Origin of the sequence: Variovorax trehalosi (assembly GCF_051216415.1) — a bacterium.
Lineage (GTDB): Bacteria > Pseudomonadota > Gammaproteobacteria > Burkholderiales > Burkholderiaceae_C > Variovorax.
Genome location: NZ_JBPJZG010000002.1, coordinates 66,370 through 91,059 on the forward strand (window position 1 = coordinate 66,370; position 24,690 = coordinate 91,059).

Sequence of the window (24,690 nt, forward strand, 5' to 3'; positions counted from 1 at the left end):
AATCGTCGGTTGATCTAGAAAAAGCCCCCCGACGAGCCCCCGTTATTGAGGACGCCATGAGCGCAGACCCGCACTACCAGGCCACAGAAGAAGCCCATACCGGCCCCATCAAGAACCCGAAGCAACTGCTGCTCGCGGTATTTTTCTCCTTCATTGCACCGATCCTGATCATCGTGGGTCTCGTGGCCTACGTGGTCTCGGGCACCAAGCCCGCCGGTACTGCGGAGGGCGACAGCATGTCGCTTTACGGCGTGTCGAAGGAGTCGCGCGACAAGGAAGTGGCCGACCGCCTCAAGAAGGTCGGGGCCATCGAGATCCGCGACGCCAACCGCCCCCTCACGGCCGGCGATGCGGTGTTCAAGGCCCAGTGCGTGGCCTGCCACGGCGCACCGGGCATCCCCGGCGCCCCTCACCTGAACGACGCCGCAGCCTGGGGCCCCCGTATCGGCCAGGGCTACGCCACGCTGCTGGAACATGCGCTCAAGGGCAAGGGCGCCATGCCTCCCCAGGGCGGCGGCGACTTCGAAGACCTCGAAATCGGCCGCGCGGTGGTCTACATGGCCAACGCCGGCGGCGCCAAGTTCCCTGTGCCCGAGCGTCCAGCCGCCGCAGCGCCCGCAGAAGGCGCTTCGGGTGCGGCGCCCGCCGCATCGACGCCTGCAGCCGCAGCTTCGACGGCTGCCACCCCTGCCAAGTAATCTCTACTTCGCTCAAAAGAAAAAGCCGGCTCGATGCCGGCTTTTTTGTGCGCGATCGGTGCCCTGAACTATTGTTTTGATAGCGCCACAGCGGCGCCCGCATGGCGCTCCGCCGGGCTCATGACGTGGCCGAAGCGTTGCGGCAGCTCGCCGGCCTGCACCGTCTCGGGCGTCCACAGCCCCTGCTCGATGGCTTCGGCCGCGATGCCCACGTCCTGCGTGTGTACCAGCCCGAGCCCGACCGGCGCGACCAGATAAAGCCGCCCGGCCTCGTCGAGCAGGCAGGCCGAGACGTCGACCGCCTGACCGGTATGGGCGGCGACTGTGAATCTGCCAGCGCCTTCGTCGGCCACGCGCCAGACCAACGGCGCAGCCTCCAGTTCGACATACACGCGCTGCGGCCCGTTCTGGAAGAACCACTGCCCCTCGTCGTCGTGCTCGTAGTTGCGATGGATGAAGTCGATCAGCTTGTCGTGCCGCAGCATCGAGCCCTTGGCCTGCAGGAACGGGCCTTCGGCCTGGGTGCGGTCGTCGCGCATGTACCAGTTGCCGCGCGCGTCGAGCCCCAGCCAGCCGTAGCAGTGCGGCACGTTGGGCCATTTGGCGAGCGCTTGTCTGACGATGTCGTCCATGAGTTCATTCTCCTGCTGGTTGCACCATGGAGGCGTCAGCCAAAACGCCGCCATGCACCTGCAGCCAGTTGCCGACGCGCTCCGGCATCCCGCGCACATGCCCCGGCGGCAGTCCCAGCGGAAAGCCGACATGCCCGCCGTGCGCCGGCTGCCACAGCGTGACATGCCGCCCGACCTCGTCCGGCCCCGGAAGACTGCGGGCCGGAATGAACGGATCGTTGAGCGCGTTCACCACCAGCGTCGGCACGCGGATCTGGCTCAGGTGCGGCTTGGACGAGCCCCGCGCCCAGTAGTCGTCGGCGTTGCGAAAGCCGTGCAGCGGCGCGGTGAACACGTCGTCGAAGGTGTAGAGGTCGCGCGCGGCCAGCAGCCGCTCGCGGTCGAACAGGCCCGGGAATTGCGCCAGCTTGGCCATCGCCTTGGGCTTCATGGTCGCGAGGAACATGCGCGTGTAGACCAGCCTGTTGAAGCCCCGGCCGATCGCCTCGCCGCCCGCGGCGAGGTCGAGCGGCGCGCAGACCGAGGCCACAGCGCTGACCGATTCGCGCGCCGTGTCGCCCGCCTCGCAAGCCCAGCGCAGCAATGCGTTGCCGCCGAGGGAGACGCCCGCGGCGAGCACCGGGCCGCCGCCACGCAGCGTGTGCTGCTCGTGCATGCGCCGCAGGATCCAGCCGATCTCTTCGTAGTCGCCCGAGTGGTAGGCCCGCGGCGCGAGATTCAGCTCACCACTGCAGCCGCGGAAATGCGGCACGGCAAAGGCCATCCCCTGCTCGGCCGCGAAAGCGGCAAAGGCCTCCGCATAGTGGCTGCGCGACGAGCCTTCGAGCCCATGGAACAACACCAGCAGCGGCCGCGGTCCCGGCAGTGGCGCATCGATGAAATCGACATCGATGAAGTCCCCGTCGGGCGCGCTCCAGCGCTCGCGACGGTACGCGGGCGCGGTGCCGTCGAAGCGGCGCGCATAGAGCGCGGCCCAGATGGTCTGCAGGTTGCCGCCGGGCAGCCAGCGCGGCGCCACGTAGTCCATCGACGATCGAAGAGGGGAAGAAGAAGAATCGGCGGAAGACATCAATGCAGGGTCTGGGGCGGATCGTTCGCGTCGTCCGGCTCGCGCGCGCTGCCCGGGCTCGCATGGTGCGCCACCATGCGCCAGCCCTGCGCGGTCTTGTGATAAACGTTGGTGGCCAGCACGAAGGCATGGCGCGGGCCTTCGGCGGTGAGCACCTCGATGCGCTCCAGCACGTTGTGCACCGCGCTCGCGAGCGACTCGATCTTGCGCACCCGCGCCGGCATGGCGTGGATCGCGCCGTTGCCGAACATCTGCTCGAAAGCCGCGCGGATCGCGATGCTGCCCACCAGCCGCGGACCGCCGGGATGGACGCAGAACACCTCGTCCTCGTCGGCCCAGCAGGCCATCAGCGCGTCGATGTCGCCGCGCTGCAGCGCTTCGTAGAAAGCCGCCTCGACATCGTCGGCGGTGCCGCCGATGGCCGCGGCGGCACGGTGTGGGGTCTTGGGCATGGCGTGATTTTGCCGTGCCGTTCATGACGCCGACGCTGCACCGCTTTGGTCCGGTCTGCACCGCGTCGCCGCAATTTTTCCGGTTCGCCTGCTCCACTTTGGACCATATGGTCAAAACCCAAGCGTAGAAAAACCGTAACCTGTTGATTTGAAACGACTTATCTGACTGGCACGCGCCATGCATAGGGCTCTTCAACCTTGCAACAGGAGCCTTTCATGAACGTCGGCATCTTCATTCCCATCGGCAACAACGGCTGGCTGCTTTCCGAAAACGCGCCGCAGTACAAGCCCAGTTTCGCGCTCAACAAGGAGATCACGCTGAAGGCCGAGCACTACGGTGTCGACTTCGCGCTGTCGATGATCAAGCTGCGCGGTTTCGGCGGCAAGACCGAGTTCTGGAACCACAACCTCGAGTCCTTCACGCTCATGGCGGGGCTCGCGGCGGTCACGACGAAGATCAAGCTCTTCGCCACAGCCGCCTCGCTGGTGATGCCGCCGGCCATCGTCGCGCGCATGGCCTCGACCATCGACTCCATCTCCGGCGGCCGCTTCGGCCTGAACCTCGTCACCGGCTGGCAGCGGCCCGAGTATTCGCAGATGGGCATGTGGCCCGGCGACCAGTTCTTCGGCACGCGCTACCAGTACCTCTCCGAATACATCCAGGTGCTGCGTGACCTCTGGGGCACCGGCAAGTCCGACTTCAAGGGCGAGCACTTCCAAATGGACGACTGCCGCCTGAGCCCGCAACCGCAGGCCGACATGAAGGTGATCTGCGCGGGCCAGAGCGATGCGGGCATGGAGTTCTCGGCGAAGTACGCCGACTACAACTTCTGCTTCGGCAAGGGCGTGAACACGCCCAAGGCCTTCGCGCCCGCCGCCGAAAAACTCATCGAGGCCGCGCGCAAGACCGGCCGCCACGTCACCACCTACGTGCTGATGATGGTGATTGCCGACGAAACCGACGAGGCCGCACGCGCCAAGTGGGAGCACTACAAGGCCGGCGCCGACCACGAGGCCATCGCTTGGCTGGGCCAGCAGGGCGCGGCCGACACCAAGTCGGGCGCGGACACCAACGTGCGCCAGATGGCCGACCCGACTTCGGCCGTGAACATCAACATGGGCACGCTGGTCGGCTCCTACGAAACCGTCGCGCGCCTGCTCGACGAAGTGGCCGAAGTGCCCGGCACCGAAGGCGTGCTGCTGACCTTCGACGACTTCGTGCAAGGTGTCGAGGCCTTCGGCGAGCGCATCCAGCCGCTGATGAAGAGCCGCGCGCATGTGCAGAGCCCCGTGCCTTCGCAGGTCGAGCCCGAGCGCCTTGCGGCCTGAAGAGGAGATGCGCATGACCACGCCGAAGAACACCACGCTTACATCGACCACGCCCGTCGGCGCGCCGCGCCTGCCCGGAGCACCTGCGCCGCGGGTGCTCCCTGCCAGGCCCGAGCCGCTCGCACTGCACGCCACCGACTCCGCACTCATCGTCGTCGACATGCAGAACGCCTATGCATCCATCGGCGGCTACGTCGACTCGGCCGGTTTCGACATCTCGGGCGCACAGGGCACCATCGCCAACATCGCGCGCACCATCGCGGCCGCACGCGCGGCCGGCATGCTGGTCGTGTTCCTACAGAACGGCTGGGACGCCGCCTATGTGGAAGCTGGCGGCCCCGGCTCGCCCAACTGGCACAAGTCGAACGCGCTCAAGACCATGCGCGCGAGGCCCGAACTGCAGGGCAAGTTCCTCGCCAAGGGCGGCTGGGACTACGAACTCATCGACCAAATGAAGCCGCAGGCCGGCGACATCGTGGTGCCCAAGACGCGCTACAGCGGCTTCTTCAACAGCACGCTCGACAGCACCCTGCGCGCACGCGGCATTCGCCACCTGGTGTTCACCGGCATCGCCACCAACGTGTGCGTCGAATCGACGCTGCGCGATGCCTTTCACCTCGAATATTTCGCCGTGATGCTCGAAGACGCGACGCACGAACTGGGCGGCGCGGCCATCCAGAAGGCCTCGGTCTACAACGTCGAGACCTTCTTCGGATGGGTCTCCACGGTCGATCAGTTCTGCAGCACCTTCGCGCCGCTTACCGCCCTTCAACCCGCAACGGCCGAAGCGGCCATCGCCTGATTCATTTTTCAAGGAGTCCCCGAATGCCCAAGCAAGCCATCATCCCGCCCGGCACCGGCGTGCCGCTCGCCCCCTACGTCCCGGGCACGCTCGCCGACGGCGTTCTCTATGTGTCGGGCACGCTGCCCTTCGACAAGGACAACAACGTGGTCCACGTTGGCGATGCGAGCGCGCAGGCGCGCCACGTGCTCACCACCATCCAGGGCGTGGTCGAGGCCGCGGGCGGCACCATGGACGACGTGACCTTCAACCAGATCATGCTCAAGGACTGGGCCGACTACGTAAAGATCAACGCGGTGTATGCCGAGTTCTTTCCCGGCACCAAGCCCGCGCGCTATTGCATCCAGTGCGGCCTGGTGAAGCCCGATGCATTGATCGAAATTGCATCGATCGCGCACGTCGGCAAGAAGGCCTGAATCGCATGACCTCGCTGCACCACGAAGTGCACGGACCGTCGGACGCGGCCGCCACCGTGCTGCTGTCGTCGGGTCTCGGCGGTTCCGCCGGCTTCTGGCAGCCGCAGCTCGGTGCGCTAGTCGAGGCCGGCCATCGCGTCATCGTCTACGACCAGCGCGGCACGGGACGGAGCCCCGACACCTTGCCGGGCGACCACGCCATCGCCGACATGGCGCTCGACGTGAGCGAGATCCTCGATGCCACCGACACCGCAAGGTGCCATTTCGTGGGCCATGCGCTCGGTGGGCTGATCGGCCTGCAGCTCGCGCTCGATGCGCCCGACTGCGTGGCGAGCCTGGTGCTCGTCAACGCATGGTCGAAGCCGAACCCGCATTCGGCGCGCTGCTTCGATGCGCGGCTCTCGCTGCTCGGCGCGCTCGGTCCGCGTGCGTATGTGGAAGCGCAGCCGATCTTCCTGTATCCCGCCGCCTGGTGCGCCGAGCATGCGCAGCGCGTGGCCGACGAAGTCGATCACGCCTTCGCGCATTTCCCCGGCGAAGCCAACATGCGCGCGCGCATCGCCGCGCTGCGCGCCTTCGACATCGATGCGCGCCTCGCCGACATCACCGTGCCCACGCTCATTGCAGCCGCCAAGGACGACGTGCTCGTCCCCTGGACCTGCTCGCAGCGGTTGGCCGATGGCCTGCACGATGTGACGCTCGACTTCGTATCGCACGGCGGCCACGCGCACAGCGTGACCGAAGCGCCCGCCTTCAACCGCCGCCTGCTCGACTTTCTTGCGCGGGTCAGCACACCCGCCGTTCCCGCATGACCTCCACACAGATCCTCGAAGACGCCGCATTGGCGCTTCTCTTCACCAGCGCGCGCAGCCACAATGGCTGGACCGGCGAGCCTGTGCCCGATGCCCAGCTGCAGCGCATCTACACGCTCGCCAGCCTGGGGCCGACCTCGGCCAACTGCTCGCCCGCGCGCTTCGTTTTCGTGCGAACGCCCGAAGGCAAGCAGCGCCTGGCGCCCGCGCTTTCCAAAGGCAACCTCGACAAGACCATGAGCGCGCCGGTCACGGTCATCGCCGCATGGGACCGCAAGTTCTACGACAAGCTGCCCACGCTGTTCCCGCATGCCGATGCGCGCAGCTGGTTCACCGGCAGCCCCGAGGCCGCGCACGAAACCGCCTTCCGCAATGCCAGCCTGCAGGCGGGCTACCTGCTGCTCGCCGCGCGCGCCGTGGGGCTGGACGCCGGCCCGATGTCGGGCTTCGACAAGCCGAAGGTCGATGCCGCGTTCTTCGAAGGCACCGACTGGACCACCAACTTCCTCATCAATCTGGGCCACGGCGACGCGTCGAAGGTGTTCGGCCGCCTGCCGCGCCTGCCTTTCGACGAAGCCTGCACGCTGGCCTGAATCTTCAGGAGCCTTCCATGCTGAACGCCATTGCATCCCCCGTCCCGCCGAGCGGCCTGCTGCCGGCGCTGCCCAAGGCCGACTACCGCAACGCGATGGCGCGCCTGGGCGCTGCGGTGAACATCATCACGACCGACGGTCCTGCAGGCCGCGCCGGCTTCACCGCTTCGGCCGTGTGCAGCGTGACCGACGAGCCGCCGATGCTGCTCGTGTGCCTGAACCGCTCGGCCTCGGTGTACCCTGCGTTCACCGCCAATGGCGTGCTGTGCGTGAACGTGCTGGCCGCGGGCCACCAGACGCTGTCGGGCCTGTTCGGCGGCAAGACGCCGATGGACGAACGCTTCGCCGCCGGCCGCTGGAGCCGCAAGGCCACCGGCTCGCCGGTGCTCGACGATGCGGCAGCGTCGTTCGACTGTCGCGTGGTGAGCGCCACCAGCGCGGGCACGCACGATGTGCTGTTCTGCGAAGCGGTGGCCATTGCGATTGGCGGTGCGGCGCAGAGCCTCATCTACTTCGACCGGCGCTATCACGAGATCGCCGCGCCGCCGCACTGAATCAACGCACGGTGATGCCCTGGAGAACGATGCGCTGCACGTTCTCCACCGTCTGCTCGAAGAACGCCGCATCGTCCAGCGTGCGCCCCGACAGCGCATGCACCTGCACACCGAAATCGGCGTAGTGCTGCGTGATCGCCCACAGCGCGAAGATCAGGTGATGCGGATCGACCGGCGCAAGCTTGCCGGCCTCCACCCAGGCGCGAATCACCTCCGACTTGCGCTCCACCAGCGTGCGCAGTTCGCGGTCGAGTTCATCGCGCAGCAGCGGCGCGCCCTGGATCATTTCAAGACAGAACAGGCGCGACGCATCAGGCCGGTCGCGCGAGATCACGAGCTTGCGGCGGATGTAGTCGCCAATGGCTTCGCTGGGGTCCTGCTCGGCACTGAAGCCGCGCAGCGGTTCGAGCCACAGCGCGAGCAGGTCGCGCAGCACGTTGACGTACAGCTCTTCCTTGTTCGCGAAGTAATAGAGCAGGTTGCTCTTGGACACATCGGCGCGCGCCGCCACCTGGTCGATCGACGTGCCATGCAACCCGAAACGCGAGAACAGCCCCAGCGCGGCACCGAGGATCGCGCTGCGCTTGTCCTCGATCTGGCGCAGGCGCCGGCTCACGGCGGAGGCGCTGCGCACCGCGGGTTTCGCGCGCTTGCGCGCCGGGCTCTTGTCGGTGCTGCTGGCTGCTGCCAGCGCCTTGGTCTTCGGCATCTTCCCTCGCTCTTCATGTACGGATTGCAGGTTCTCTGAACGGCGCACCACTGTAAGGCCGCGGTGCATCGCGTTGCGCCACGGCGGCCCTCAGGCCCTCGCGGCGCGCACCATGCTGACGCGACAAATGCGATTTGTCCATTTGGTCCAACTGGCACAGACGTTGCATGGCGAAAGGCATGCCAAGCATGAGGACCCGCCCATGACCCTGCTGTCCGTACCCATCATCGATCTCGCGCCCTACTTCGCCGGCACCGCCGAGGGCAAGGCAGATGTCGCCAGGAAAGTCGACGAGGCCTGCCGCAGCATCGGCTTCCTGGTCATCACCAACCACGGCATACCGGCCGAGCTGGTGTCGCGCGTCTCGTCGCTCTCGCGCGAATTCTTCAACATGCCGCTGGCGGAAAAACGCAAGGTCGACCGTCCGCGCGAGGACGCGGTGCGCGGCTACAGCGCGGTCGGCGAAGAGGGCCTCTCGTACAGCCTCGAAGAAGCGGCGCCCGGCGACCTGAAGGAGTCGTTCTCCATCGGCCCGTCGAACGTGCCCGACGACGACTACCACCACGGCCCCGCCGCTGGCCCGCATTTCGAGCCCAACAGCTGGCCGCCCATCGAAGGCTTCCGCGATGCGTACGAAGGCTACTTCGAGGCCATGAGCGATCTCTCGCGTTCGCTGATGCGCATCTTTGCGCTCGGCCTCGAACTGCCCGAGACATTCTTCGACGACAAGATCGACAAGCACATCAGCATGTTCCGCGTGCTCAGCTATCCGCCGCAGCGCGAAGCGCCGCTGCCGGGCCAGCTGCGCGCGGGCGCACACAGCGACTACGGCAGCCTCACGATCGTGCTGCCCGACGACAAGGGCCTGCAGGTGTTCAACAAGGCCGGCCAGTGGGTCGACGTGCCGCAGGTCGAGGGCGGCATGGTCGTCAACATCGCCGATCTCATGATGCAGTGGACCAACGACCAGTGGGTGTCCACGCTGCACCGGGTGGTCAATCCGCCCTTCGAGGTGGCGAGCACCAACCGTCGCCAGTCGCTGGTGTTCTTTCACCAGCCCAACTACGACGCGATGGTCGAGTGCCTGCCCAGTTGCCTCGCGCCGGGCGAGGCGCCGAAGTACGCGCCCATTTCATCGGGCGACCACCTCACCTCGAAGTTCGTGAAGCAGACGACCTTCGGAGGCACCAAGGCGACGGCCTGAACTGGAACACGGCATGGCCCATCTCTCCTACGTCAACGTGTTCGCCAGGGACGTGGTCGCGCTCAGCGGCTTCTACCAGCGCGTGTTCGGCTTCCCCGAGATCGAGGCGATCCGCTCGCCGATCTTTCGCGGCCTGGACACCGGCAAGTCGAGCCTGGGCTTCAACGCGCTCGATGCCTACGAGCTGCTGCACCTGTCCGAGTTCTCCGACACGCGCGGCGTGAAGTTCCTGCTGAACATCGACGTCGACAGCCAGGCCGACGTCGACCGCATGGTGCCCGTCGCGCTCGAGGCCGGCGCCACGCTGGTGAAGCCACCCTACGTCACCTACTACAACTGGTACCAGTCCGTGCTGCTGGACCCCGAGGGCAACGTGTTCCGCATCAACTTCATGATGTGACGCGCGCGACCTCTCTCCCTTTTCTTCCGTCCCACTTCCTGCTTCCCATGAAAGGTTGCTCCATGCTGCGCACACCCACCACCGGCTTTCTCGGCCTTGCATTGACGCTCGCAGCCGGCGGCGCGTTGTTCACGCTGCCCGCGGTGGCGGCCGACGGCTTCACGCTCAAGGACAAGCCGAAGATCGCGATGCTCTACTTCGGCCCGAAGAACGACGGCGGCTGGACGCAGGCCTTCGACGAAGCCCGCGTGAAGATCGAGAAGGAGATCGGCCAGAAGATCCAGTTCGTCGAGAACGTGCCCGAGGACGCCTCGGCCATCAAGCCCGCGGCCGAGAAGTTCATCCAGCGCGGTGCCAACATCGTGATCGGCACGGCCTTCGGCTACTCCGACAGCTTCAAGGACCTGGCCGCCAAATACCCCGACGTGGCCTTCCTCAACGGCTCGGGCACCACCAACGGCACCAACCTCGAATCGTTCTACGGCCGCACCTACGAGAGCCAGTACCTGTGCGGCATGGCCGCCGGCGCGGCGTCGAAGACCGGCAAGCTCGGCTTCGTCGCGGCCAACCCCTTCGGCGTGGTGAACTGGACCATCAACGCCTTCGCGCTCGGCGCGCAGAAGATGAACCCCAACGCCACCGTCAACGTGATCTACACCGGCGCGTGGAACGACCCCATCAAGGAACGCGCCGCCGCCGCCGCGCTGATCGACCAGGGCGCCGACGTGATCGGCCAGCACGTCGACAGCCCCACGCCGCAGATCGTGGCGCAGGAGCGTGGCGTGTACGGCACCGGCCACCACCGCGACCTGCGCCAGTTCGCGCCCAAGGCCACGCTGTGTTCGTCGGTGTGGGTGTGGGACCGCTTCCTCGTGCCTGAGCTCAAGAAGGTGATGGCGGGCGGCTGGAAGCCCGCGCCCTACGGCGCCTTCATCGAGATGAAGGACGGCGGCACCGACATCGCGGGCTTCGGCCCCGCGGTGCCCAAGGAGAAGGCCGCGGCGATCACCGCGGAACGCGAAGCCATCATGAAGGGCAAGCAGATCTACGCCGGCCCGCTCGCCGACCGCGACGGCAAGGAGCGTGTGGCCAAGGGCGCGGTGCTGTCCGATGCCGACCTCTGGAAGATGGACTGGTTCGTCAAGGGCGTGGTGACGCAGAAGTAAACGAGAAAGACCGGCATGCCCAACGCGCTGGAACTCACCGGCATCCGCAAGACCTTCGACGGCTTCGCGGCCCTCACCGACGCGCACTTCGCCGCCCGCTGGGGCGAGGTGCATGCGCTGCTCGGCGAGAACGGCGCGGGCAAGTCTTCGCTGATGAACATCGCGGCCGGGCTCTATGCGCCCGAAGCCGGGCAACTGCTGGTCGACGACAACGTGGTGCGCCTTGCCGGTCCGCGCGATGCGGCGAAGCACCGCATCGGCATGGTCCACCAGCATTTCAAGCTGGTGCGGCCGTTCACAGTGGCGCAGAACATCCTGCTCACCGCGCCGCCGCCGGCCGAGTTCCAGAGCCATGGGGAACGGCTGCGCGAGATCTCGCGCGACATCCGCAACAAGGCATCGGAGCTGGGCTTCGACATCGATCCTTCGAAACGCATCGACGCGCTTTCGATTGCGGAGCAGCAGCGCGTCGAAATTCTCAAGGTGCTGCTCGCGGGGGCCCGCATCCTGATCCTCGATGAACCGACTGCGGTGCTGACCGACCAGGAAGCCGCACGCCTGCTGCAGACAGTACAAGGGCTTGCGCGGAGCGGTTCTGCCGTGGTGCTGGTCACGCACAAGATGGCGGACGTGAAAACCTACGCCGACCGCGTGACGGTGATGCGCGGCGGTCGCACGGTGGCGACGCTGGAGCCCAGTGCAACATCAGTGAGTGAACTCGTGAAGCTCACGGTGGGTGAATCCATTGCCGCGCCTTCGTCACAACCGGCCAAGGCGCCGCGCGGTGCAGTGCGGCTGTCGGTGCGCGGGCTGCGCTCGTCGGCATCGCCGCAGGGCCTGCGCGTGCTCGACGGCGTGGACCTCGAACTGCACGCCGGCGAAATCTATGGCCTTGCCGGGGTAGGCGGCAACGGTCAGAGCGAACTGGCCGGCGCCATCATGGGCCTGCCCGACGTCAGCGGCGGCCTCGAAGGCGAGATGCATCTCGACGGCCATGGCGATCTGAAGACCATGTCCGCGCCCGCACGCCGCAACGTCGGCATCGCCGCAATTCCGGCCGATCGCTACGGGCTCGCACTCGCGGGCAGCCTTTCGGTCGCCGAGAACTACGCCATCGGCCGCGTGCACAGCGGGCGCTACGGGCCCATCTGGCACCTGCGCCGCAACCGCATCCAGAGCGACACGCAGGAAGCAGTACGCGCCTTCGACGTGCAGGGCGTGCGCTCGGTCGCGCAGAAGGCCGCGCTGCTCTCCGGCGGCAACGCACAGAAGCTCGTGCTGGCGCGCGAATTCGGCAAGTCGCCCACGCTGGTGCTCGCCCACAGCCCGAGCCGCGGGCTCGACGTGCGCGCCAGCGCCGAGGTGCATGCGCGCCTGCGCGCCGCGCGAGACGGCGGCGCCGCGGTGCTGCTGATCAGCGAAGACCTCGACGAGGTGCTGCAACTGGCCGACCGCGTGGGCGTGATGACGCGTGGACGCATTGCCGGCGAGTTCGCGCAACCGGCCGACCGGCAGGCCATCGGACAGGCGATGGTGGACCATGGCTGACGCATCGCTCGCCGCCATGGCGCATCCCGCTCTCACCGACATGAAAACGCCCGAACCCGTGCGCACGCACCAGCCCCTCGCCAGTCGCCGTTACACGCTCGAGATCCGCCAGCACATGGCCTGGCGCTGGCAGGCGCTGATCCTCGGGATCGCGCTGCTGGTCGGCCTTGCGATCTCGGCCGCCATCCTCGTGGCCGCGGGCGTGCCCGCCGACGAACTCGCCAACGAGTTCGTGATGCAGACCTTCTTCGACGGACAGAATTTCCGCGCCGTGCTGTTCCAGGCCGCGCCGATGATCCTGGTCGGACTCGCGGGCTCCATGGCTTTCCGAGCGCGCTTCTGGAACCTCGGACTCGAGGGCCAGATGATCTGGGGCGCCATCGGCGCGACCGTCATCTCGATGTGGCAGATCGGCCCCGACAACCTGCGCCTGCCGCTGATGTTCGTCGCGGCCATCGGCTGCGGGCTGCTGTGGGTGCTCGGCCCCGCATGGCTCAAGCTGAAGCTGGGCGTGAACGAGATCATCTCGACGCTGATGCTCAACTACATGGCGGCCAACTTCCTGCTGCACCTGGTGTACGGCAGCTGGAAGGACCCGAAGGACAACTTCCCCTACTCGCCGCAGTTCCGCGCCTTCGAGCGGCTGCCCGAGCTGGGCGCGGGCGTAGGCAGCGCGATCCTGCTCGCGGGCATCGTCGCGCTGCTGGCGTGGTGGCTGGTGGGGGTGAGCCGCGCCGGGCTCTATCTGCGTTTTGTCGATGCGAACCCGCGCGTGGCGCATGCGGCTGGCGTGCCGGTGCGCCGCACCATCTATGGCGCCGTGCTGCTGTCCGGCGCGATGGCGGGGCTCGCCGGTTTTGCGGTGGTCGCGGGGCAGGAGGGGCGGCTCACGCAGGCCTTCTACCAGGGCTATGGCTTCTCGGGCATCCTCATCGCGTTCCTCGCACGCAACAACCCGCTGGCCGCCACCGTGGTGGCCCTGCTGGTGGCGGCGCTGTTCGTCACCGGCCGCAGCCTGCAGGTGTTCTACCAGGTGCCGTTCTCGATGGTGCAGCTGATCCAGGCGGTGATCGTGGTCTGCGTGGCATCGAGCGATTTCTTCATCCGCCACCGGCTGCGCCGCGTGGGCGGGGAGGCGGTGGCATGAGTGGCGGCGTGGTTCTCAACTGGCTTGCCAGCACCCCCGACTTCGCGGTGCCCTATGCCCTCGCGGCACTCGGGCTCATCATCTGTGAGCGGGCGGGCGTGCTCTCGCTCGGCGCCGAAGGGCTGATGCTGGTCGGCGCGCTGGCCGGCATCGGCGCGCAACTGGCGCTTGGCCAGCCAGCGGTGTCGCTGGTGCTGGCGATGCTCGCGGCCAGCCTCGTCTCGGTGTTGTTCGCCGTGATGGTGATCTGGCTGCGCGTGAACCAGGTGATCGCCGGGCTGGCGCTGGTGTTCTTCTGCCAGGGACTCACCGCGCTGGTCGGCTCGATGGCCGACTGGACCAACCACGCCACCGAAGGCATCGGCACCATGGCGCTGTGGCCGCTGTCGCTGCTGCCGGGTGTGGGCAGGCTGTTCGAGCAGAACGCGATGGTGTGGCTCACGCTGCCGATCTTCGGTGCCGTCGCCTGGTTCTTCGCGCGCACCTCCACCGGCCTGCGCCTGCGCGCGGTGGGCGAGAACCCGCAGGCGGCCGACGCCGCCGGCATCCGCGTCACGGCGTGGCGTTTCGCCGCCGTGCTCGCGGGCTCCGCGCTGGTGGGTCTGGCGGGCGCCTACATCTCGGTGGTCAGCACCAAGCTGTGGATCGCGGGCATGACCGGCGGGCGTGGCTGGATCGCAGTGGGCCTGGTGATCTTCGCGCGCTGGTCGCCGTGGAAAGCACTGGTGGGCGCGCTGCTGTTCGGCTGCATCGAGGCGCTGATTCCGCAGCTGGCGGCAGCCGGCGTGCAACTGCCGCAGTACTTCGTGATGATGACGCCGTATGCCGTCACGCTCGGCGTGATGATCTGGGTCGCGCTCGGCAAGAAGCGCAGCGGCGACGACGAGCCGGGTGCGCTGGGGCAGCCCTATGTGAGAGAGGAACGGCGATGAAGGCCTGGGTCTACAACGAGGAGCGCGAGCTCGACGCGGCGCAGTTCGCCGACTACCTCGATCCGGCCACCACCGCGGTGCTCTCGATCGACATGCACCGTGGCCACCTGGACGACAGCACCGACTGCCCCTGCCCCGCGCCGCGTGCGCGGGACGTGGTGGCGCCGATCGACGGCTTCCATGACGAGGCACGCGCGCTGGGCGTGCGCATCGTGCACATCAAGTCGGTGCTGCGGCCCGATGGCGTGGACGACATCCACGGCATCCCGGCCGCCTGGCGCCGCACCTTTCCGCTGCATGTGGGCGCGATTCCCAACGCCGACGCGCATGCCCTCGAAGGCTCGCGCTGGACCGAGTGGGTCACGCGCGTCGAGCCCGGCGACATGCGCGTGGAAAACAAGCGCCGGCTGTCGGCCTTCTACCCGACCGACCTCGACTTCCTGCTGCGCAACCAGCGCATCCAGACGGTGGTGCTCGACGGCGGCTTCACCGATTGCTGCGTGCTCAACACCGCGTTCGATGCCAACAACCACAACTACCGCGTGATCGTGCTGCGCGACCTGGTGCGCGGCACCGACCCGCACCTGGAAAGTGCCGCGCTCGCCATGGTGTCGCTGCACCTGGGGCTGGTGGTCGATTCGGCGGAGATGCTGCGCCAGTGGCGCGGGTGATGCGTCAGCCCAGCCAGCGCTGCGCCACCGCCTGCATCTGCTGACCCTGCGAGGCCTCCCACACCATCTCCGGCGCGGCCACGTGCACGCCCGACGGTGCGATGCGCAATGCGACATCGACCAGCTCGGCCACCTTGGAAGCGCGCACCGGCTGTTCGCTGCTGGGCACCATGAAGCGCACGACCGACAGCATCCAGGCGGCGAGCCGCTCGGCGGGGTTGGCGAACTTGGCATACAGCGGCTTGCGCGCCGAGCGCACGAGGATCACCCGGTCGAAGCCGTTGGCGACCACCGCCTGCTCGTCCAGGCTCGCGAGGCCGCGCTTGAGCGCCTCGGGCAACTTGCCCTGGTCGTGCGGCTGCACGATGGCCAGTGTCTGCACGCCGCAGGCGCGCAGCCATTTCGCCAGCTCGGGCAGGTCGGAAGGCTGTGGCACCCACAGCGCACGCTCGCGGTCGTGGTAAAGCCGGGGCGGATCGAAAGCAATGACCGCGGTGTCGGCAGACGTCAGCGGCCATTGCGCGATCGGCAGGTCCGGGCTCAGGTACGTCTCGACGCCACGAAGTCCGTCGCGGATCGGCTCGCGCGACAGCACGCGGGCATGGGCAAAACGATGGCGGCCGGCCAGCTTTCGCAACAGCTCCTGCCCCAGGGCGCCTGTCGCACCCGCGATCAGCAAAGTGCCGGCGTTCGCCGCAGCAAGGGGCGATACCGCGCGGTTCGCGGCCTGCAGTGCCTGTAGGGGATCGAGGGACATGGAGCCACCTATGCTACCTTCCGCTTCTTCTGCGGAGGTAATGCAAATGATGATGAAGCGCTGGCTCTTGATTCTCGCGGCGGTCGTTTCCCTGAGCGGATGCGGCTACAACCAGTTCCAGTCCCTCGACGAGGCCAGCAAATCGGCCTGGAGCGAGGTGCTCAACCAGTACCAGCGGCGCGCCGACCTCGTGCCCAACATCGTGGCCACCGTCAAGGGCGAGGCCAGCTTCGAGCAGGACACGCTCACCAAGGTGATCGAGGCGCGCGCCAAGGCCACCTCGATCCAGGTGACGCCCGAGACGCTCAACAACCCCGAGGCCTTCAACAAGTTCCAGCAGGCGCAGGGCGAGCTCTCCTCGGCGCTCTCGCGGCTGATGGTGGTGTCGGAGCGCTATCCCGAGCTCAAGGCCAACCAGGCCTTCCGCGACCTGCGCGTGACGCTCGAAGGCACCGAGAACCGCATCACCGTGGCGCGCAACCGCTACATCGAGAGCGTGCAGGAGTACAACGTGCTCGCGCGCAGCTTCCCCACCAACATCACGGCCAAGATCTTCAGCTACGCGCCGAAGCCCAACTTCTCGGTGCAGAACGAAGCGCAGATCTCGACACCGCCCACGGTCGATTTCAGCGCACCGAAGAAGTAAGCCGCGCCGATGGTTGCAGCCCTGATCCGCCGCGCGCTGGCTGCAGTCTTCGTCGCAGCGCTGGCATGGATCGCCTTGCCCGCGCTCGCGCAAGGCCTGCTGCCGGTGCCCGCGCTCACCGCGCGCGTCATCGACCAGACCGGCACGCTCGACGCCGCGCAGCGCTCGGGACTCGAAACCAAGCTCGCGGCCTTCGAGCAGCGCAAGGGCTCGCAGATCGTGGTGCTGATGGTACCGACCACCCAGCCCGAAGACATCGCCAGCTACGCGCAGCGCGTGGGCGATGCCTGGAAGATCGGCCGCAAGGACGTGGGCGACGGCCTCCTCGTGATCGTCGCCAAGGACGATCGCAAGATGCGCATCGCCACCGCCAAGGCGCTCGAAGGCGCGGTGCCCGACCTCGCGGCCGTGCGCATCATCGACGAGGAGATGAAGCCGCGCTTTCGCAACAACGACTTCGCGGGCGGCCTGAATGCGGCGGTGGACCGGCTCATCGGCCTGGTCGACGGCGAGCCGCTGCCCGAGCCTTCGCGCAACAGCGGCGGCGGTAGTTCGGGCGGCGACTTCGACTGGGAGAACCTCGCGATCTTCCTGTTCGTCGGCGTCTTCGTCGGCGCGCCGATCGTGCGCGCCATCCTGGGCAAGACGCTGGGCTCGGTCGTCATGGGCGGGGGCATCGGCGCGGTCGCGTTCTTTCTCACGACCAGCACGGTCATCGCGGTGATTGCCGGGCTGATCGCGCTCATGGTCTCGCTGTTCTCGGGCCTCGCCGGGTTTGGCGGCGGTCGCGGCGGCGGAGGCGGTGGTGGTTGGAGCAGCGGCGGAGGCGGCGGATGGAGCGGTGGCGGCGGTGGTGGAGGCGGCGGCTTCAGCTCCGGCGGCGGTGGCAATTTCGGTGGCGGCGGCGCCTCGGGAGACTGGTGAACATGGCAACTGCAGAACCCACGTTCTTCTCGAAGCTCGGCCGCATCTGGCGCCATCGGTGGACCGACGAAGCCGCGGTGCGCCGCGTGCTGCCCAACGACGCGATGGAACGGCTCGCCAGCCGCGTGGCCGCGAGCGAGCGGCGCCACAGCGGCGAGGTGCGCATCTGCGTCGAAGCGGGCCTTCCGATGTCGTACCTGTGGCGCCATGCGCCGCCGAGGGAGCGCGCCGTCACGCTGTTCGGCAAGCTGCGCGTGTGGGACACCGAGCACAACAACGGCGTGCTGATCTACCTGCTGCTGGCCGAGCATGCGATCGAGATCGTGGCCGACCGCGGCATCGACTCGCGCGTGGACGATGCCGAATGGGCCGCGATGACGCAGCGCATGGGAACGGCGTTTCGCGAAGGCCGCTTCGAGGACGGGCTCACGCAGGCGCTGGAAGAAATGTCGGCCCTGCTGGTCGCGCACTTTCCGTTGGCCGAGGACGAGGCCGACACGAACGAGTTGCCGGACGAGCCGGTCGTGCTCTGACTTTCTCCCTCCCCTTCCGGGGGAGGGCCGGGGTGGGGCAAGCGGCGTAGCCATCGGGCGCTCTGCCTGCCCCCATCCCGACCTTCCCCCAGAGGGGGAAGGAGCCAAATCCTTCAGTCCGATGCCGGCAGCGCCCACACGGTCTCGCCGCCCACCGCGTAGAAGCGCCGCTCCGGCGCCCGGTCCACCAACCACCCGCCTGTGAACTCGCCGAAGGCCGGCAGCACGGCCTGCCCCGCATCGCTCACGAAACAGGGCAGCCGCACGCTGTCGCGCCCCGGTCCGTAGAGCCGGCACACCGGATGCAGATGCCCCGCGAGCACGAAGTGCGTGGCGTGCGATTGCGGATGGTGGCAGCAGGCGAACGGGCCGAGCAGGAAGGGCTCGTCGACCACTTCGATGCCCAGCGCTGCCGGCGGGTCGCCCGCGCGGCTGTCGTGGTTGCCGCGCACCAGCGTCATCGCGATGTCCCCGTGCCTGGCGCGCCAGGCTTCGAGCGCGGCCAGCACCTGCGGCGTGCGGGCCTGCGCAGCGTGCAGGAAGTCGCCTAGGAAGACGATGTGCCGGGGCGCGTGCGTGGCGATCAACGCATCGAGTCGCACCAGGTTCTCCTGCGTGGTGCCGCCCGGCACCGGCTGGCCCAGCGCGCGGTAGGTCGCGGCCTTGCCGATGTGAAGGTCGGCGATGAACAGCACACGAGCGCCAGGCCACCAGAGCGCGCGCTCGGGCAGCAGGTGCAGCAGCTCGCCCACCCATTGGACAGCGAGCGCAGACGCGGTAAGGTGCCGGGAAGTCACAGCCGGGGAGTGTCGCAAATGACGCGCAGGCCCGCGACCATCTTGCAATTCAACCGCGCGAGCCCCAGTTCTTCCCTATGACCGAATCGCCCCCGAAGCTCATCGTCTGCCCGCACTGCCACACGACCAACCGCGTGCGCGCAGAGCAACTGGGCAGCGCGCCCGACTGCGGCAGCTGCCACAAGGCACTGTTCGTCGGCCATTCGACCGCGCTGCCCGACGAAAAGACCTTCGACCGCCACATCGCGCGCAACGAGATCCCGGTGCTGGTCGACTTCTGGGCGCCGTGGTGCGGCCCCTGCCGCCAGATGGCGCCGGGCTACGAGCAGGCCGCGGCCCAGCTCGAACCGCAGGTGCGCCTGGCCAAGGTCGACACCGAGGCCGTGCCCGCGCTCGGCGCACGCTTCAACATCCGCAGCATCCCGACGCTGGCGTTGTTTCGCAATGGCCGCGAAGTGGCACGGCAGGCCGGCGCGATGGGCGCGGCGGACATCGTGCGGTGGGTGAAGGCGCACGGCGGCTGATCGGCTCACAGTGGCGGTAGCGGTCGCGAAGGCCGCCTGCGTTCGCGCCGTGGTTTGGGTGGTTTGCCCGGCCCCTCCTGCCCGAACGCCAGCGTGCTCTTCACGCGCTCCACACCGCCGGCCGTAACCACGCCGCCCGCGGCTTTCTCCAGTTGCTCGACCATCCGCGCGATACGGTCTGCCACGTTCTCGTTCGACAGCTTCTCGCGGAACAGCTCGACCATGAGCGGAAACGAAAACGGCGTCGGCCGCTCCAGCGGTTTCAGCACGAGCTCCTGCGTGGCCATGCGCTCCAGGCTCGCGCGAAGGCGACCAATCTCCAGCTCCTGCGAGAGCAACTCTTGCTCGGCCTGCTGCAGCAGCTTGTTCGACGGGTCGTACTTGCGGAACACCTCCCAGAACAGCGACGACGACGCCTGCAGCTGCCGGCTGCTGCGCTTCTCGCCCGGATAGCCCTGAAAGATCAGCCCCGACACGCGTGCGATCTCGCGAAAACGCCGCTGCGCCAATTCGCCCGCATTGAGCGAGGCCAACACCTCGTGCAGCAGCACGGTGCGCGCATCCTTATCACCCTCGCCTTTGCCCTCGCCTTCCGGCAGGCGAAGCACCTGCGGCAGCAGCGCGGGCCAATCGACCTCGGTCGCGCTCAGCAACTCGAAGCCATAGTCGTTGACCGCGATGGAGAAGGTGCGCGCCTCGTGTTGCGCCACGCGCCAAGCCAGCAGGCTCGCAAGCCCTAGGTGCACATGCCGGCCGGCGAACGGATAGAGAAAGAGATGCGAGCCCTCGCGCGTCTTGAGCGTCTCGGCCAGCAGCGTCTGCGGGGTGGGGAGCGCGGACCATTGCTGCTGGATCTCCAGCAGCGGTCGCACGCACTGCAGCTCGGGCGATTTGTAGTGCCCCTCGCCCGCCAGCGCGAGCTGCTGCACCACCGCATCGGCCAGCGTGTTCGACAGCGGCATGCGTCCGCCATTCCAGCGCGGCACCGCGGCGCGCTTGCCGGTGGCGCGGCGCACCCAGGCGGTCATGTCGTGGATGCGCACAAGTTCAAGCAGGCGGCCGCCGAACAGGAAGCAGTCGCCCGGCTTCATGCGCGCGACGAAACCCTCTTCGACATTGCCGATCTTCGAGCCGCCCAGGTACTGCACCGCCATGCTCGCATCGCTCACGATGGTGCCGATGTTCATGCGGTGGCGCCGCGCGAGCCGCGCGTCGGGCACGCGCCACACGCCTTCAGCATCGGGCACGGCGCGCTTGTAGTCGGGGTAGACCGCGAGCGACGGGCCGCCCTGCGAGACGAAGTCGAGGCACCACTGCCAGCTCTCGCGCGAGAGCGATCCATACGCCGCGGTGCCGCGCACCTCGTCGTAGAGATCGTCGGGCACGAAGCCGCCGCCGAGTGCCACTGTCACCAGGTGCTGCACCAGCACGTCGAGCGGCTGGTCGGGCGAATGGCGCGCCTCGATGTGCCCTTCCGCAATCGCCGTGCGCGCGGCCGCGCCCTCCACCATCTCGATGCTGTGCGTGGGCACGAGCGTGATGCGCGACGGCCGCCCCGGCGCATGGCCCGAGCGGCCCGCGCGCTGCAGCAGCCGCGCCACGCCCTTGGGCGAGCCGATCTGCAGCACGCGCTCGACCGGCAGGAAGTCCACGCCCAGGTCCAGGCTCGAGGTGCAGACCACCGCCTTGAGCTCGCCGCTCTTCAACCCCAGTTCCACCCATTCGCGCACCGCGCGGTCGAGCGAACCGTGATGCAGCGCGATGGTGCCCGCCCATTCGGGCTTGGCTTCGAGCATCGCCTGGTACCAGATCTCGGCCTGCGAGCGTGTGTTGGTGAAGACCAGCGTGGTGCTGCTCGCGGCGATCTCCTCGATCACCTGCGGCAGCATCGTGAGGCCGAGGTGCCCGCCCCACGGAAAGCGTTCGGCGCGGCCGGGCAGCAGCGAATCGATGACGAGCTTCTTCGGCACCTGGCCCTGCACGAGCACGCCCTCGTCATGGCCCAGCAATGAATGCATCGCCTCCTGCAGATTGCCGAGCGTGGCGGACATGCCCCAGATCGCGAGGCCCGGGTTCCATCGCTTGAGCCGCGCGAGCGCGAGCTGCACCTGCACGCCCCGCTTGTTGCCGAGCAGCTCGTGCCACTCGTCGACAACCACCATCTTCACGCGGCCCAGCACGTCACTGGCGTCGGCGCGTGCGAGCAGCAGCGAGAGGCTTTCGGGCGTGGTGACGAGCACGGTCGGCAGCCGTTCGTTCTGCGCGCTGCGCTCGGCCGACGTGGTATCGCCGCTGCGCGCACCCGCGCTCCACGGATGCACCTCGGCGCCGAGCGCTTCGAGCGGCTGCTTCAGCGCGCGCAGCGTGTCGGCCGCGAGCGCGCGCATGGGCGTGAGCCACAGCACGGTGAGCGGCGGTGCGGCGGGTCGTGCGGTTTCCTTGCGCGCCTGCGAGAAGACCTGCAGCGCGCCGAGCCACACCGCATAGGTCTTGCCCGCACCGGTGGTTGCATGCAGCATGCCGGACTTGCCAGCCGCGATGGCCTTCCACACATCGCGTTGAAACTTGAACGGCTTCCACCCGCGCGCGGCGAACCACGCATCGAGCGCCGCCTTGACCGCCTTGTTCATGTCGGCAGCAGCGCAGCCAGCGTCTGCAGCGTGTCGGCTTCCGCCACCGGCTTGTCTTCGCGCCAGCGCAGCATGCGCGGAAAGCGCACCGCGATGCCGCTCTTGTGCCGCGTGCTGCGCGCGATGCCTTCGAAGCCCAGTTCGAACACCAGCGTCGGCTTGACGCTCTTGACCGGACCGAAGCTCTCGATGGTGGTCTTGCGGATGATCGCGTCCACGCGCCCCATCTCCGCATCGGTGAGCCCCGAGTAGGCCTTGGCGAACGGCACGAGCTTGCGGTCTTCCTGCTCGGGCGGTCCATCCCACACCGCGAAGGTGTAGTCGCTGAAGAGGCTCGCGCGGCGGCCGTGGCCGCGCTGCGCGTAGATGAGCACGGCGTCGATGCTGAGTGGCTCGATCTTCCACTTCCACCACACGCCCACATCCTTCGTGCGGCCCACGCCGTACTGCGCGTCGCGGCGCTTGAGCATCATTCCTTCCACGCCCATGGTGCGCGCGGCTTCGCGCTGGCGTGCAAGGTCGGGCCAGTCGAGGCCGGTGAGCATAGGGCTCGGCAGCAGCGAGGGGTGCTGCATGCGGGTGACGAGTTCGTCGAGCAGCACGCGGCGCGCCGACTGCGGCTCTGCGCGCAGGTCGCGCCCTTCCCATTCGAGGAGGTCGTAGGCCAGCAACACCACGGGAATGTCGCGCAGCAGCTTGGCGCCCAGCGTCTTGCGGCCTATGCGTTTCTGCAACTCCGCAAAGGGTTGCACCTTGTCTTCACGCCACACGGCGATCTCGCCGTCGAGCACCGTGCCGTCGGGCAGCGCCTCGCCCAGCACGGCGAGTTCGGGGAAGCGATCGGTCACCAGCTCTTCGCCGCGCGACCACAGCCACACGACGCCCGCGCGCTTGACGAGTTGTGCGCGTATGCCGTCCCACTTCCACTCGACGATCCAGTCGGCCGGCGGACCCAGCACCGCATCGAAATGCGCGAGCGGAATGTTGAACGGGTGCGCGAGGAAGAACGGGTACGGCTGCCCGCTGGTCTTCTGAACCTGTTCGGCATCGGACTCCGGCGCGATCAGCGTGGCGTAGTCGCCGGCCCGTGGCCGCGCGCCGATGTGCGTGTAGCCCATGAGCCGCTGCGCGACGCGCTTGGCATCGATGCCGCCCACGGCCGCGAGCGCCTGCGTGACCTGCAGCTTCGACACGCCGACGCGGAACGCGCCCGTGATGAGCTTGAAATACACCAGCCGCTCTTCGGCCGCGAGTTGCCGCCACTGGGCGCGCAGCCGGTCCGCCAGTTCCTCGGGCGCGGTCTTAGCGGCTTCGCGCAGCGGCAGCAGGTGCTGCTCCACCCAGGCTGCGAGTCCGAGGTCGTGCACCTCGGTCGGCGGCGGCAACAGCAGTGCGATGGTCTCGGCGAGATCGCCGACGGCGTCGTAGCTCTCGTCGAACAGCCACTCGGGCAAGCCCGCGGCTTCCTGCGCGAGCAGCCGCAGCAGCTTGGTGGGCACGAGTTGACGCGGCTTGCCGCCAGCGAGGAAGTAGACGGCCCATGCGGCATCGGCCGCGTCGGCATCGCGCAGGTAGCGCTGCAACGCGGCCTGCTTGGCAAGGCTCGACGTGCTCGCGTCGAGTTCGCGGTAGAGCGCGGCGAAGGCTCTCACTTCGCCTCCTCTTCGGCGGCGGCGGGCGCTGCGGCCGGCGTTTCCTGGTCGTCTTCATCGCCGTACTCGGTCTTGAAGCCCTGCGCATCGAGCCCGTTCTCCGTCAGCCACCGCACCATCACCTGCACGCTGCCGTGCGTGACGAACACGCGCTCGGCGCCTGTGCCCGCAATGGCTTGCTGCAGGCCGGGCCAGTCGGCATGGTCGGACATGACGAAGCCGCGGTCCACACCGCGCCGGCGACGCGTGCCGCGCAGTTGCATCCAGCCGCTCGCGAAGGCATCGGCGTAGTTGCCGAAGCGCTTCATCCATGGCGTGCCCTGCGCCGAGGGCGGCGCCAGCACAAGAGATCGCTTCAGCAGCGCCGCATCGACGCCCGGATCGGTGACACGCACCGTCTCCGGCAGCGCCACGCCGGCCGCGCGGTACACCGCATTGAGCGGCTCGACCGCGCCGTGCACGACGATGGGTCCGATCGACGCATCGACCCCGTGCAGGATGCGCTGCGCCTTGCCGAAGGCATAGCAGAACAGCACCGACGCGCGGCCGGCTTCCGCATTCGCGCGCCACCAGGCATCGATCTCCGCGAACAGCACGGCCTGCGTGGGCCAGCGGTAGATCGGCAGGCCGAAGGTCGATTCGGTGATGAAGGTGTCGCAAGGCACCGGCTCGAAGGGCGTGCAGGTGCCGTCGGGCTCGGTCTTGTAGTCGCCCGAGGCGACCCACACACGGCCGCCGTGTTCGAGCCGCACCTGCGCCGATCCCAGCACATGGCCGGCCGGGTGAAGGGAGAGGCGCACGCCGTGGTGCTCGATGGCTTCGCCGTATGCGAGGGTCTGCAGGTTGATGTCGGCGCCGAGCCGCGTGCGCAAGGTGCCCGCGCTGTCGGTGTGCGCCAGGTAGTGCGCGTGACCGACGCGAGCATGGTCCGAATGCGCATGCGTGATGACCGCGCGCGCCACCGGCCGCCACGGGTCGATGTAGAAATCGCCGGGCGGGCAGTACAGGCCCTCGGGCCGGGCGACGACGAGATCCAGCTTGTCGGGCATGGCCGCCATCGTAGGCCCGACCGGCCGCCAGCGCCGCCGAATGG

The 24,690-nt window shown here is 68.1% G+C and carries 27 protein-coding genes; 18 read left to right on the plus strand and 9 right to left on the minus strand.

Annotated elements, in window-relative coordinates; genetic code table 11:
- Nucleotides 1–56 precede the first annotated feature (56 nt).
- A complete protein-coding gene (locus ACSFA7_RS08230; RefSeq protein WP_435498954.1) occupies nucleotides 57–698 on the plus strand; it encodes a c-type cytochrome in 642 nt (213 codons plus the stop codon).
- A gap of 68 nt (nucleotides 699–766) precedes the next feature.
- Here ACSFA7_RS08230 and ACSFA7_RS08235 read toward each other — a convergent pair whose 3' ends face one another.
- Genes ACSFA7_RS08235 through ACSFA7_RS08245 form a run of 3 tightly spaced genes read right to left on the minus strand, consistent with a single transcriptional unit; the run spans nucleotide 767 to nucleotide 2,851 of the window.
- Entirely contained in the window at nucleotides 767–1,330 is a 564-nt protein-coding gene (locus ACSFA7_RS08235) for a DUF2946 family protein (RefSeq protein WP_435498955.1), read from the minus strand.
- A gap of 4 nt (nucleotides 1,331–1,334) precedes the next feature.
- The gene (locus tag ACSFA7_RS08240) at nucleotides 1,335–2,357 is read right to left on the minus strand and encodes a YheT family hydrolase (RefSeq protein ID WP_435499552.1); all 1,023 of its coding nucleotides are present in this window, start codon (nucleotides 2,355–2,357) and stop codon (nucleotides 1,335–1,337) included.
- 41 nt (nucleotides 2,358–2,398) lie between these two features.
- Nucleotides 2,399–2,851: a YybH family protein gene (locus tag ACSFA7_RS08245; protein WP_176661890.1), complete on the minus strand. Its 453-nt coding sequence runs from the start codon at nucleotides 2,849–2,851 to the stop codon at nucleotides 2,399–2,401.
- A gap of 216 nt (nucleotides 2,852–3,067) precedes the next feature.
- On the opposite strand from ACSFA7_RS08245, the gene rutA reads away from it, so the two are divergent.
- From rutA to rutF, 6 genes are read left to right on the plus strand one after another with little or no spacing between them, the layout of a single operon-like run.
- The gene (gene rutA / locus ACSFA7_RS08250; protein WP_435498956.1) at nucleotides 3,068–4,180 is read left to right on the plus strand and encodes a pyrimidine utilization protein A; all 1,113 of its coding nucleotides are present in this window, start codon (nucleotides 3,068–3,070) and stop codon (nucleotides 4,178–4,180) included.
- Between the two features lie 13 nt (nucleotides 4,181–4,193).
- On the plus strand, nucleotides 4,194–4,982 hold the full coding sequence (gene rutB / locus ACSFA7_RS08255) for a pyrimidine utilization protein B (RefSeq protein WP_435498957.1): 789 nt from the start codon (nucleotides 4,194–4,196) through the stop codon (nucleotides 4,980–4,982).
- A 23-nt stretch (nucleotides 4,983–5,005) separates the two neighbouring features.
- Nucleotides 5,006–5,398 (plus strand): pyrimidine utilization protein C, encoded by a 393-nt coding sequence (rutC, locus tag ACSFA7_RS08260; RefSeq protein WP_435498958.1) that lies wholly within the window; start codon nucleotides 5,006–5,008, stop codon nucleotides 5,396–5,398.
- Between the two features lie 5 nt (nucleotides 5,399–5,403).
- Nucleotides 5,404–6,210 (plus strand): pyrimidine utilization protein D, encoded by an 807-nt coding sequence (rutD, locus tag ACSFA7_RS08265; RefSeq protein WP_435498959.1) that lies wholly within the window; start codon nucleotides 5,404–5,406, stop codon nucleotides 6,208–6,210.
- Nucleotides 6,207–6,803, plus strand: a complete 597-nt coding sequence (locus ACSFA7_RS08270; RefSeq protein ID WP_435498960.1) for a malonic semialdehyde reductase — start codon at nucleotides 6,207–6,209, stop codon at nucleotides 6,801–6,803. The genes rutD and ACSFA7_RS08270 overlap by 4 nt, the downstream gene beginning before the upstream one ends.
- Nucleotides 6,804–6,820: 17 nt before the next feature.
- The gene (rutF, locus tag ACSFA7_RS08275) at nucleotides 6,821–7,357 is read left to right on the plus strand and encodes an NADH-dependent FMN reductase RutF (RefSeq protein WP_206175888.1); all 537 of its coding nucleotides are present in this window, start codon (nucleotides 6,821–6,823) and stop codon (nucleotides 7,355–7,357) included.
- A 1-nt stretch (nucleotide 7,358) separates the two neighbouring features.
- Here rutF and rutR read toward each other — a convergent pair whose 3' ends face one another.
- A complete protein-coding gene (gene rutR, locus ACSFA7_RS08280; protein ID WP_435498961.1) occupies nucleotides 7,359–8,066 on the minus strand; it encodes an HTH-type transcriptional regulator RutR in 708 nt (235 codons plus the stop codon).
- Between the two features lie 202 nt (nucleotides 8,067–8,268).
- On the opposite strand from rutR, the gene ACSFA7_RS08285 reads away from it, so the two are divergent.
- The 7 genes from ACSFA7_RS08285 (at nucleotide 8,269) to ACSFA7_RS08315 (ending at nucleotide 15,134) form a co-directional block, all read left to right on the plus strand.
- Entirely contained in the window at nucleotides 8,269–9,270 is a 1,002-nt protein-coding gene (locus ACSFA7_RS08285; RefSeq protein ID WP_435498962.1) for an isopenicillin N synthase family dioxygenase, read from the plus strand.
- Between the two features lie 13 nt (nucleotides 9,271–9,283).
- Entirely contained in the window at nucleotides 9,284–9,670 is a 387-nt protein-coding gene (locus ACSFA7_RS08290) for a VOC family protein (RefSeq protein WP_435498963.1), read from the plus strand.
- A gap of 62 nt (nucleotides 9,671–9,732) precedes the next feature.
- On the plus strand, nucleotides 9,733–10,836 hold the full coding sequence (locus tag ACSFA7_RS08295) for a BMP family ABC transporter substrate-binding protein (protein ID WP_435498964.1): 1,104 nt from the start codon (nucleotides 9,733–9,735) through the stop codon (nucleotides 10,834–10,836).
- A gap of 15 nt (nucleotides 10,837–10,851) precedes the next feature.
- On the plus strand, nucleotides 10,852–12,384 hold the full coding sequence (locus tag ACSFA7_RS08300; RefSeq protein ID WP_435498965.1) for an ABC transporter ATP-binding protein: 1,533 nt from the start codon (nucleotides 10,852–10,854) through the stop codon (nucleotides 12,382–12,384).
- Nucleotides 12,377–13,531: an ABC transporter permease gene (locus tag ACSFA7_RS08305; protein WP_435498966.1), complete on the plus strand. Its 1,155-nt coding sequence runs from the start codon at nucleotides 12,377–12,379 to the stop codon at nucleotides 13,529–13,531. The genes ACSFA7_RS08300 and ACSFA7_RS08305 overlap by 8 nt, the downstream gene beginning before the upstream one ends.
- Nucleotides 13,528–14,463 (plus strand): ABC transporter permease, encoded by a 936-nt coding sequence (locus ACSFA7_RS08310; protein WP_435498967.1) that lies wholly within the window; start codon nucleotides 13,528–13,530, stop codon nucleotides 14,461–14,463. The genes ACSFA7_RS08305 and ACSFA7_RS08310 overlap by 4 nt, the downstream gene beginning before the upstream one ends.
- Complete coding sequence (locus ACSFA7_RS08315) at nucleotides 14,460–15,134, plus strand: cysteine hydrolase family protein (protein WP_435498968.1); 675 nt, start codon at nucleotides 14,460–14,462, stop codon at nucleotides 15,132–15,134. The genes ACSFA7_RS08310 and ACSFA7_RS08315 overlap by 4 nt, the downstream gene beginning before the upstream one ends.
- 4 nt (nucleotides 15,135–15,138) lie before the next feature.
- On the opposite strand, the gene ACSFA7_RS08320 is transcribed toward ACSFA7_RS08315, so the two are convergent.
- Complete coding sequence (locus tag ACSFA7_RS08320; RefSeq protein WP_435498969.1) at nucleotides 15,139–15,891, minus strand: hypothetical protein; 753 nt, start codon at nucleotides 15,889–15,891, stop codon at nucleotides 15,139–15,141.
- A gap of 46 nt (nucleotides 15,892–15,937) precedes the next feature.
- On the opposite strand from ACSFA7_RS08320, the gene ACSFA7_RS08325 reads away from it, so the two are divergent.
- Genes ACSFA7_RS08325 through ACSFA7_RS08335 form a run of 3 tightly spaced genes read left to right on the plus strand, consistent with a single transcriptional unit; the run spans nucleotide 15,938 to nucleotide 17,994 of the window.
- Nucleotides 15,938–16,537: a LemA family protein gene (locus ACSFA7_RS08325; protein WP_435461970.1), complete on the plus strand. Its 600-nt coding sequence runs from the start codon at nucleotides 15,938–15,940 to the stop codon at nucleotides 16,535–16,537.
- 9 nt (nucleotides 16,538–16,546) lie between these two features.
- Nucleotides 16,547–17,461 (plus strand): TPM domain-containing protein, encoded by a 915-nt coding sequence (locus tag ACSFA7_RS08330; protein ID WP_435498970.1) that lies wholly within the window; start codon nucleotides 16,547–16,549, stop codon nucleotides 17,459–17,461.
- 2 nt (nucleotides 17,462–17,463) lie between these two features.
- A complete protein-coding gene (locus tag ACSFA7_RS08335; protein WP_435498971.1) occupies nucleotides 17,464–17,994 on the plus strand; it encodes a TPM domain-containing protein in 531 nt (176 codons plus the stop codon).
- A gap of 113 nt (nucleotides 17,995–18,107) precedes the next feature.
- Here ACSFA7_RS08335 and pdeM read toward each other — a convergent pair whose 3' ends face one another.
- A complete protein-coding gene (gene pdeM / locus ACSFA7_RS08340; protein ID WP_435499553.1) occupies nucleotides 18,108–18,746 on the minus strand; it encodes a ligase-associated DNA damage response endonuclease PdeM in 639 nt (212 codons plus the stop codon).
- A 122-nt stretch (nucleotides 18,747–18,868) separates the two neighbouring features.
- Between pdeM and trxC the strand changes: the two genes are divergently transcribed.
- The gene (gene trxC, locus ACSFA7_RS08345) at nucleotides 18,869–19,315 is read left to right on the plus strand and encodes a thioredoxin TrxC (protein WP_435498972.1); all 447 of its coding nucleotides are present in this window, start codon (nucleotides 18,869–18,871) and stop codon (nucleotides 19,313–19,315) included.
- 5 nt (nucleotides 19,316–19,320) lie between these two features.
- Here the strand turns inward: trxC and ACSFA7_RS08350 are convergent, their stop codons facing one another.
- From ACSFA7_RS08350 to ACSFA7_RS08360, 3 genes are read right to left on the minus strand one after another with little or no spacing between them, the layout of a single operon-like run.
- Nucleotides 19,321–21,945 carry a ligase-associated DNA damage response DEXH box helicase gene (locus tag ACSFA7_RS08350; protein ID WP_435498973.1) on the minus strand — a complete coding sequence of 875 codons (2,625 nt, stop codon included), beginning with the start codon at nucleotides 21,943–21,945 and terminating at the stop codon, nucleotides 19,321–19,323.
- On the minus strand, nucleotides 21,942–23,597 hold the full coding sequence (locus tag ACSFA7_RS08355; protein WP_435498974.1) for an ATP-dependent DNA ligase: 1,656 nt from the start codon (nucleotides 23,595–23,597) through the stop codon (nucleotides 21,942–21,944). The genes ACSFA7_RS08350 and ACSFA7_RS08355 overlap by 4 nt, the downstream gene beginning before the upstream one ends.
- Complete coding sequence (locus tag ACSFA7_RS08360; RefSeq protein ID WP_435498975.1) at nucleotides 23,594–24,655, minus strand: ligase-associated DNA damage response exonuclease; 1,062 nt, start codon at nucleotides 24,653–24,655, stop codon at nucleotides 23,594–23,596. The genes ACSFA7_RS08355 and ACSFA7_RS08360 overlap by 4 nt, the downstream gene beginning before the upstream one ends.
- Nucleotides 24,656–24,690 lie beyond the last annotated feature (35 nt).